Source organism: Streptomyces sp. PA03-6a, assembly GCF_033792765.1.
In the GTDB taxonomy this organism is placed as follows: domain Bacteria; phylum Actinomycetota; class Actinomycetes; order Streptomycetales; family Streptomycetaceae; genus Actinacidiphila.
In genome coordinates, this window is sequence record NZ_JARAVK010000350.1 from 1 (window position 1) to 7,332 (window position 7,332).

A 7,332-nucleotide genomic window follows, 5' to 3' on the forward strand; every position below is an offset into this window, starting at 1 on the left:
GGGGCGGGGACGGCGGCTCGGGGTGGCGCTGGGCGGTGTCGGGCTCGCGACGGTGGCCGGAAGTGTCCTGTACTGGCAGGCCGTTCCGGGGGCGCCGGAGGTCGATCCCGGGCTGGAACGGGCGGTGCGGCCCGTGGTGGACCGGTATCTGACGGCGGACCCGGCGGGCCCGCTCGGCGATACCGAACTGCGCGGGGAGGACGGGTCCGTGCCGCACGGCTTCTGCACCGAGCGGGTGATCGAGATCCGCCGTGCCGGCGGCGGGCTGCGGGTGGGCCTGGCGGCCTGGTGCGGGCACTACGTACGGAAGGGCGACGGCGTGACCGCGCTGGACGGGGTCGTCACCCTGGGCGTGGTGACGGTGTCGCCGGCCTCGGCGCCCGCCCGGGTGGGCGACACATCGTGGGAGCCGGACGGGGATGCCACGGCATGGACCCGGGCGAACTTCTCCGCCGGGGGTGCCGCCGAGGCCCGACGCCTCATGTCCGACGCCGGGTCGCAGCTGACCGACCCCGAGGCCGAGGCGCGGACGGCGTTCGGGCTGATCGGCTGATCGGCCGACCGGGCCGGTTGGCAGTGGCGTCTGCTCCACTGGTGGTGGCACAAGGACACGGCAGGGGGGTGCGCGATGGGCGTGCGGTACGACTACTTCCACACCACCGACCGCGGCACGGCGATCGACTGGGCGGTCGGGCCGGACCGGCGCGGGTATCCCTGGTGGCGGCTCGACGAGGCCGGGGCCGACTGGTTCGAGATGAAGGGCCTGGATCCGGTCGTCGTGCTCGGGCAACTGGTCGCCTACGCGCGGGGGACCGGGTTCGAGGCCGGGGCCGACGGACCCGAGCCGGTGTGGCCCGATCCGGCGCAGTGGCACGCGGAGCCGGGGCTGCTGATCGAGGAGATACCGGAGGACTGGCGGGACACGCTCGCAGCGGTCGGCGACGAGGCCCTGCCGGGGATCGCCGCGCGCTGGGAAAACATCGAGGAGGTCCGCTTCGGGGACCGCCAGGAGGCCGAGGAGTGCGCGCGGCTGTTCGTCGGACTGGCCCGGCGGGCACGGGCGGCGGGCCACACCCTGTACTGCGTCGGCTGCCTCTGACCGGCTCCCGGAAGGGGTGCGCGGATAGGGCGATTCCTCACTTTCCGCTCCGCCGTGCGGTCCGCCTTTCTTCGGGCGGCCGGAGGGTGTTGACCTGCGTTGCGGATCATCACAAGATGGCCGCGTACGGCTCTCCGCCGAGATCGCCGGCCGGGCCGTCCTCGACCGCTTCGCCCGTCGGTACGGGCAGGCCGGTGTGCGGTCCGGCGCGTCCGGAATCCTGGAAGGTCACGCGTTCATGCAGAGCTACGCCTCGGCGCAATTGGCATCACCTGGCACCTACTTCCAGACGGCTGCGTTCTGCTGCCTCGTGGCGATCGTGCTCATACGGGCGGGCCGCGTGTGGCGCCGCGCGGCGCGGGGCCTGCTCGCCCCCGACGAGCCGGTGCGCGTGGAATCCGCTCCGGCGCCCGGTCCGGCGTCCTCGCCGGCGCGGGGCGACCGGACCGTGGGGCGGGTCTACCTCTGCTTCGGCTGGTTCCTGGTGCTGGGGACGGTCGTCAACCTGGTCAACGGCGTCCGCTCGGTGTGGGGCTGAGGGCCCGTCGGGCCCCGCGCGGTCAGCGGCGGCGGTTCCCCTCCGGGGTCTCCGGGCGGACCGGCGGAGCCGTGACCTCGGGGGCGCCGGTGAGCCCGGCGCAATAGGCGGGTACGGCGGCGGCGTCGCCGGCCGCGCGTTCCAGCCGGGCCAGGGTCGAGGCGTTGACGCTCTTGTGGTGCTCGGCGGCCTTGACGTACGTCTGGCACAGTCCCTTCAGCCCGGCGTCCGTGGGCGCGGCGAGCGGGGGCACCGAGGCGTGCGGGCCGCGTGACGGGACGGGCGGGGTCGTGAGCGGGGTCGTGGGCGTGGTGGTGGTGCCGTGCGGGCCGCGCGGGGACGTGGTGCGTGTGCCGCCGCCAGGGCCCGCGGGAGCGGAGGACGGCGCGGGCGACACCGGCCGGGGTCCGGCCGTGCCCGGGTGGAAGGGGCCGGGGAGCGAGCCGGTCTGCGCGGCCACGGCCACCCCGCCGAGGGCGAAGGCCGCGGCGAGTCCGCCGAGCGCCGCCCTGGTGCGCCGGGCGGACCGGGCGCGGCGGGCCCGCCTCCGGCCGTGGCCGCCGCTCGTGGCGGACCGGGCCTCCCGGAAGGCCGCCAGCACGGCGCGCTCACGTTCGGGGTCGCCCGGCAGCGGTGCCGCGGCGGCCGTGAGCAGGCGTGCGAGGGCGTCCGCCGGGTCGTCGCCGGCCGCGCTGCGGTCCGCGTCGAGGAGGCGCTCGGCCAGGGCCGCGTCCATCCGGTCGTCGTGTGCTCGGCTGTTCCTCATCCGTCAGTCCGTCACTTCTCCATGGCGCCGTCGAGGCGCTCCGCGAGGCGTTTCAGGCCCCGGTGGGCGGCGGTCCGCACCGCTCCCGGGCGCTTGCCGAGGACCTTGGCCGCGGCGGGGGCGTTGAGCCCGACCACGACCCGCAGCAGTACGGCCTCGGCCTGGTCCTGCGGCAGGGCCGCGATCAGTTCGAGCGCGCGCCGCGTGGACAGGTTCTCCAGGGCGGTGCCTCCGGCGTCCTCGAGGGTCGAGGGCTCGGCGGTGCGTTCCTCCAGGGGCGCGGTGCGCGGACGGGCCCTGGCCCGGCGGAGGTGGTCCAGGGCCCGGTGCCGTGCGATGGTGGCGGCCCAGCCACGGAAGGCCTGGCCGCCGCCGCGGAAGCCACGCAGGTCCCGTACGACGTCGTGCCAGGTCTCGGAGGCCACGTCCTCGGCGTCGTCGCCGACCAGGCCGTGCAGGTAGCCCAGCAGCATCGGATGGACCTCCCGGTAGAGGGCGCCGAACGCGGTCTCGTCGCCGGCGCGGGCCCGCCGGACCGCGTCGCCCAGTTCCTCCTCGCCCATCCGGCCGCGCCGGCGGACCTCCGCCTTCCCCACTGCGTCCTCTTCGTGCTCGTCGGCCCCGTGCCGCCGCCCGCCGCGCCGCGGCGCGGCGGGCATCACCCCTCGGCCCGGCCCGCCACGGAGAGGCAGAAGAGGCGCAGGCTGTCCACCGGCCCGTTCTCGTAGCGCTTGACGGCCTTGCCCAGCGGGTTCCACACCCGTCCGTCGGGCGTCCGGATACCGAACGGCTGGCCGAATGTATCCCGCTGCTCCTGGTCGAAGTCCACCCAGGTCGCTCCGGCGGTGCGGACCAGCACCTCGCCCGTGTAGGCGCCGAAGCCGCGGAGCGTGGGGGTGACGGCCTGGAGGGGCGGCTGCTCGCCGCGGATCGCCTCGATGACGCGGTCGACCAGGCCGAGGCTGGCCGGGGAGTAGTCGAGCCTGACACGGGAGCCCTCCCTGGCCATGGACACGACATCCGCGGCGAGACGAGGACCCAGAACCGTCGCCGGTGGATTGCTCACGCCCTGCTTCATCGTGCCCCTTCGCTCCGTCGTCCCCGTCCGCGTGTGACGCGTGTGGCTACTGAGTGGGGCGCGGCGCGCCGCGAAAGCGTTACACCGGGCGGCGCAGGCGGCGGCGCCCCGTGGCGCGGACGCGCTTAGGCTGCGGGCATGGCGAACGCGACCGTACGCGAGTGGTACGAGGAAGAGGGCTGGGGCGTGCTGGACTGCCCCGAGACGCCCGGGGGGTGCTTCGCCCACTACAGCGACATCGAGATGAACGGCTTCCGCACCCTGTCCGCCGGCCAGTCGGTGGCCCTGGAGTGGGAGGCGCCCGGATTCGCGCAGGACGGGTACGACTACCGCGCCCTGCGCGTCGTCCCGAAGGGCTGACCGGGCCCGCGGGTCAGCCCACGTCCCACAGGAAGCGGTGGGTGTGGATGCCGAAGTACGGGAAGGTGTCCACCCCCGCGACCCCTTCGACGGCCCTGACGACGTCGTTGACGAAGTCCAGCAGGTCGGACGGGCCCGGGCAGACGACCTCGGCGAACAGGGCGTAGGGCCCGGCGGTGAGGACCGCGTAGACGACCTCGCCCCGGGCGGCGAGCGTGTCCGCGACCGCGCGCGGGTCGCCGTCCACGCGGACGCCGAGCAGTGCCATCGCCTGCCCGCCCATGGCCATGGGGTCGGTGACGCCCACGACCTGCACGACCTTGCCGTCCATGAGCCGCTGCAGGCGCTGGCGGGCGGCGGACGGGGAGAGCCCGACCTTCGGGCCGAGGTCCGCGTAGGGGATGCGGCCGTCGGTCTGGAGTTCACGGAGGATGGCGCGGTCGATGTCGTCCACGGGGCTCAGCCTGCCAGTTCGGCCAGCGCACCGGCGAAGAGGGCGGTGTGGGTGTCGACGTCGGCCTCGGTGGTGGCCGGGCACATCAGGGCCATGTTGTGGAACGGCGTCATGAGGATGCCGCGGTTGGCCAGCCACAGGTGCAGGAAGTCCTCCAGCTCGGGGTCGGAGACGGCCGCCGACTCGGTGCCGTCGCGCGGCGCCGGCGCGGCGAAGCGGTATTCCGTACGGGCGCCGAGGCGGCTGACGGACCAGGGCAGGCCGCGCGCGGCGACGGCGTCGGCGACGCCCCGCTCGAAGCGGGCGGCGAGGGCGGACATGCCGGTGAACGCCTCGTCGGTGAGGACGTGTTCGAGGGTGGCGCGCATGGCGGCGACGGACAGGGCGTTGCCCGCGAGGGTGCCGCCGACGCCGCCCATGTCGACCAGGTCGAGGTCGCCGCGGGACAGGAGGCGGTCGGCGAGGTCGGCGGAGAGGCCGTAGGCACCGGCCGGTACGCCGCCGGCGATGGCCTTGCCGATGGTGAGGACGTCGGGGTCGAGGTTCCAGGCGGCGGTGGCGCCGCCCGGCCCCGCGGAGAAGGTGTGGGTCTCGTCGTTGATCAGCAGGACGCCGTACCGGCGGGTGATCTCGCGGACGCCCGCCAGGTAACCGGGCTCGGGCAGCACGATCCCGATGTTGGTGAGGGCGGGCTCCATCAGGACGGCGGCCACGTCCCCGTGGGCGAGCTCCCGTTCCAGGCCCTCCAGGTCGTTGAACTCCGCGACGCGGCTGGTCAGCGTGACGTCGCAGGGCGCTCCGACGTTGCCGGGGCGGCTCGCCCCGCCGCGCCCGCCGGGGCCGGTGACGATCAGGGACTCGTCGACGCTGCCGTGGTAGCAGTAGCTGTTGAAGAGGATCTTCGGCCGTCCGGTGACGGCCCGGGCGAGCCGGATCGCCCAGCGGTTGGCGTCGGTGGCCGTCAGCGAGTACGACCAGCGGGGCAGCCCGAAGCGGCGGGCCAGTTCGGCGCCCACCCACTCGGCGTCCTCGGTGGGGAGCATCGCCGTGGCGCCGCCCTGCTCGCGGTAGCGGCGCTCGATCGCCGCGGCGACGGGCTCCGGGGAGTGCCCGGCCATGGCGCCGGTGTCGCCGAGGCAGAAGTCGACGTACTCGTGGCCGTCGATGTCGGTCACACGGGCGCCGCGGGCACCGGCGAGGTAGCGGGGGAAGGCTCCCGCGTTCTTGTTCATCCAGGTCATCGGCACCCGGCCGAAGAGGTGGTCGGCGGCCTCGTACGCGGCCCGCGACTTCGGGTTGCGGGCGGCGGCCTCGGCGGTCTCCCGGGCGAGCAGTTCCTTCAGGCGGGTGCGGTCGACGGACATGGGGCCTCCTCGGCGACGGACGGCTCCGACCATACGCGTGATTCCATTGCCGATCCATCCTCCAGCGCCAGATTCGATCACGCGAGCTATCGAATCCCCATCCGATGGTCAGCGCGAGGGCCACGCACACCTGCGGGGCGGCGTCGGCGGCCCGGCCTGCGATCCGTCACGGCCGCAGCGGGTGCGCCCGCCGGGGACCGGTGCCAGGGTGGCTGGTGTCGGTCGGTGGACGGACGGCAGGGAAAGGCGGCGATGGCCATGGCGGGACACCCGCACGCCATGCTGGTCCACAAGGTGTACGCGGCGCTCACCCGGAGCGACATGGACGCGCTGGCAGGGCTGCTGGCCGGGGACGCGGCCCACCACTCCCCCGGCGACCATCCGCTCGCCGGTCACTACAAGGGCCGGGACGAGATCATCGGCTACTACCGCAGGCTCGCCGAGGAGACCGACGGCAGCATGCGGGTCCAGTTGCGGCAGGTGCTCGTCGACGGCCGGGGCCACGCGATGTCCCTCCACCACCTCACGGCCGAGCGCGGGGGCGGCTACCTCGACCAGCCCGGCGGCATCGTGTTCCGGATCGTCGGCGACCGGATCACGGACCTGGACGAGTGCGTGGGCGACCTCGACGCCGCCAACCGCTTCTGGTCCTGAGCGGGCAGGCGCCCCGGGGCCCGGTCTCACGCCGTGACGGGGAAGACCCGCACGCTGTTGCTCACCATCGACCGCAGCGGCTCCACTTCTCCGGGGCGCGACGGCCGCTTCCAGGCGGGCCAGCGCGGCGCCCGGGCAGAAGTGCGGCCCGTACCCGAAGGTGAGGTGGCGGCCGGCGGGGCGGGTGACGTCGAAGCGGTCGGCGTCGGGGCCGTGCCGCTCCGGATCGCGTCCGGCCGCGGCGTAGGAGGCGAGGAAGGCGTCGCCCCGGGGGATGACGGTGTCCCCGACCGGGATGTCCTCGACCGCGTAGCGCAGCGGGAACCGGCCCACGGGCGAGTCCCAGCGCGGGGTCTCCTCGACGACCGCGCCCCAGCTCGCCCGCCCGACCGGACGAGGTCCAGCTGCCCGGGGTGGTCGAGCAGCGCCCGTACGGCGTTGGTGATCAGGTTGAGGGTGGTGACGTGCCCGGCCACGAGGATCTGCAGCATGGTGCCGGTGACCTCGGCCTCGCCGAGCCGCTCGCCGTCCTCGTGCGCCGCGATCAGGCCGCTGGTCAGGTCGTCGCCGGGGACGGCGCGGCGGGCGGCGGCGAGCTCGGCCATGATCCCGTACAGCGCGCGCCGGTCGGCGACGACGACGTCCTGCGGCCCGGTGGCGCTGCGCCGTCCGCGGTCATCATGCCCGGCACGGTCACGAAGGTGATCAGCGGCCAGCCCTCGGGGACCTCGCCCTCGGCGAGGGCGCGCCAGTGGCGGGGGTCCTTGGCCGTGCGGGGATCCGCCGGCAGTTCCTGCAGCAGGTCGTGGCGCGTGACCGCCCAGGCGGGGACACCACCGGGGAGCTCGACGCGCGCGACCGGGCCGAGGGCGCGCAGGGCGGCGTTCTCCCCGTGCTGGTCGCGGCCGAGCGGGTCAAGGCGCAGCGGCGCGGGCCGAGTTGCCATGGACGACATCGTGGCGTGCGCCCGCGGGCGCACGCCACGATGTCGTCCATGGCAACTCGGCCCGCGCCGCTGC

The 7,332-nt window shown here is 75.0% G+C and carries 11 protein-coding genes and 1 pseudogene; 5 read left to right on the plus strand and 7 right to left on the minus strand.

Going from position 1 to position 7,332, the window contains the following annotated elements; translation table 11 throughout:
* Window positions 1-553 (plus strand): hypothetical protein (locus tag PV350_RS42515; protein WP_500338739.1); only part of this gene is annotated, 553 nt, incomplete at its 5' end.
* A 75-nt stretch (window positions 554-628) separates the two neighbouring features.
* Entirely contained in the window at window positions 629-1,099 is a 471-nt protein-coding gene (locus PV350_RS42520) for a hypothetical protein (RefSeq protein WP_500338740.1), read from the plus strand.
* A gap of 109 nt (window positions 1,100-1,208) precedes the next feature.
* Here the strand turns inward: PV350_RS42520 and PV350_RS42525 are convergent, their stop codons facing one another.
* The gene (locus PV350_RS42525) at window positions 1,209-1,331 is read right to left on the minus strand and encodes a hypothetical protein (protein WP_499512371.1); all 123 of its coding nucleotides are present in this window, start codon (window positions 1,329-1,331) and stop codon (window positions 1,209-1,211) included.
* A gap of 6 nt (window positions 1,332-1,337) precedes the next feature.
* Between PV350_RS42525 and PV350_RS42530 the strand changes: the two genes are divergently transcribed.
* Window positions 1,338-1,637 carry a hypothetical protein gene (locus tag PV350_RS42530; RefSeq protein WP_499512372.1) on the plus strand — a complete coding sequence of 100 codons (300 nt, stop codon included), beginning with the start codon at window positions 1,338-1,340 and terminating at the stop codon, window positions 1,635-1,637.
* Between the two features lie 22 nt (window positions 1,638-1,659).
* Here PV350_RS42530 and PV350_RS42535 read toward each other — a convergent pair whose 3' ends face one another.
* Genes PV350_RS42535 through PV350_RS42545 form a run of 3 tightly spaced genes read right to left on the minus strand, consistent with a single transcriptional unit; the run spans window position 1,660 to window position 3,469 of the window.
* On the minus strand, window positions 1,660-2,403 hold the full coding sequence (locus tag PV350_RS42535; RefSeq protein ID WP_500338742.1) for a hypothetical protein: 744 nt from the start codon (window positions 2,401-2,403) through the stop codon (window positions 1,660-1,662).
* Between the two features lie 11 nt (window positions 2,404-2,414).
* Complete coding sequence (locus PV350_RS42540; RefSeq protein ID WP_500338744.1) at window positions 2,415-3,062, minus strand: RNA polymerase sigma factor; 648 nt, start codon at window positions 3,060-3,062, stop codon at window positions 2,415-2,417.
* Entirely contained in the window at window positions 3,062-3,469 is a 408-nt protein-coding gene (locus PV350_RS42545) for a hypothetical protein (protein WP_500338746.1), read from the minus strand. The genes PV350_RS42540 and PV350_RS42545 overlap by 1 nt, the downstream gene beginning before the upstream one ends.
* A 150-nt stretch (window positions 3,470-3,619) precedes the next feature.
* Between PV350_RS42545 and PV350_RS42550 the strand changes: the two genes are divergently transcribed.
* Window positions 3,620-3,841 (plus strand): S1 domain-containing protein, encoded by a 222-nt coding sequence (locus PV350_RS42550; RefSeq protein ID WP_499512378.1) that lies wholly within the window; start codon window positions 3,620-3,622, stop codon window positions 3,839-3,841.
* A 13-nt stretch (window positions 3,842-3,854) separates the two neighbouring features.
* Here the strand turns inward: PV350_RS42550 and PV350_RS42555 are convergent, their stop codons facing one another.
* The gene (locus tag PV350_RS42555) at window positions 3,855-4,295 is read right to left on the minus strand and encodes an Lrp/AsnC family transcriptional regulator (RefSeq protein ID WP_500338747.1); all 441 of its coding nucleotides are present in this window, start codon (window positions 4,293-4,295) and stop codon (window positions 3,855-3,857) included.
* Between the two features lie 5 nt (window positions 4,296-4,300).
* Window positions 4,301-5,659: a transaminase gene (locus PV350_RS42560; protein WP_500338749.1), complete on the minus strand. Its 1,359-nt coding sequence runs from the start codon at window positions 5,657-5,659 to the stop codon at window positions 4,301-4,303.
* A 258-nt stretch (window positions 5,660-5,917) separates the two neighbouring features.
* On the opposite strand from PV350_RS42560, the gene PV350_RS42565 reads away from it, so the two are divergent.
* Window positions 5,918-6,313, plus strand: a complete 396-nt coding sequence (locus PV350_RS42565) for a nuclear transport factor 2 family protein (protein ID WP_499516863.1) — start codon at window positions 5,918-5,920, stop codon at window positions 6,311-6,313.
* 87 nt (window positions 6,314-6,400) lie between these two features.
* Here PV350_RS42565 and PV350_RS42570 read toward each other — a convergent pair.
* Window positions 6,401-7,259 (minus strand): annotated as a pseudogene (locus PV350_RS42570) (cytochrome P450); the annotation flags it as partial.
* Between the last annotated feature and the right edge of the window lie 73 nt (window positions 7,260-7,332).

Coding starts and splice junctions, on each gene's coding strand:
- PV350_RS42560 (WP_500338749.1), bottom strand. CDS start 5,659: ATGTCCGTCGACCGCACCCGCCTGAAGGAACTGCTCGCCCGGGAGACC.
- PV350_RS42535 (WP_500338742.1), bottom strand. CDS start 2,403: ATGAGGAACAGCCGAGCACACGACGACCGGATGGACGCGGCCCTGGCC.
- PV350_RS42550 (WP_499512378.1), top strand. CDS start 3,620: ATGGCGAACGCGACCGTACGCGAGTGGTACGAGGAAGAGGGCTGGGGC.
- PV350_RS42530 (WP_499512372.1), top strand. CDS start 1,338: ATGCAGAGCTACGCCTCGGCGCAATTGGCATCACCTGGCACCTACTTC.
- PV350_RS42540 (WP_500338744.1), bottom strand. CDS start 3,062: ATGCCCGCCGCGCCGCGGCGCGGCGGGCGGCGGCACGGGGCCGACGAG.
- PV350_RS42565 (WP_499516863.1), top strand. CDS start 5,918: ATGGCGGGACACCCGCACGCCATGCTGGTCCACAAGGTGTACGCGGCG.
- PV350_RS42520 (WP_500338740.1), top strand. CDS start 629: ATGGGCGTGCGGTACGACTACTTCCACACCACCGACCGCGGCACGGCG.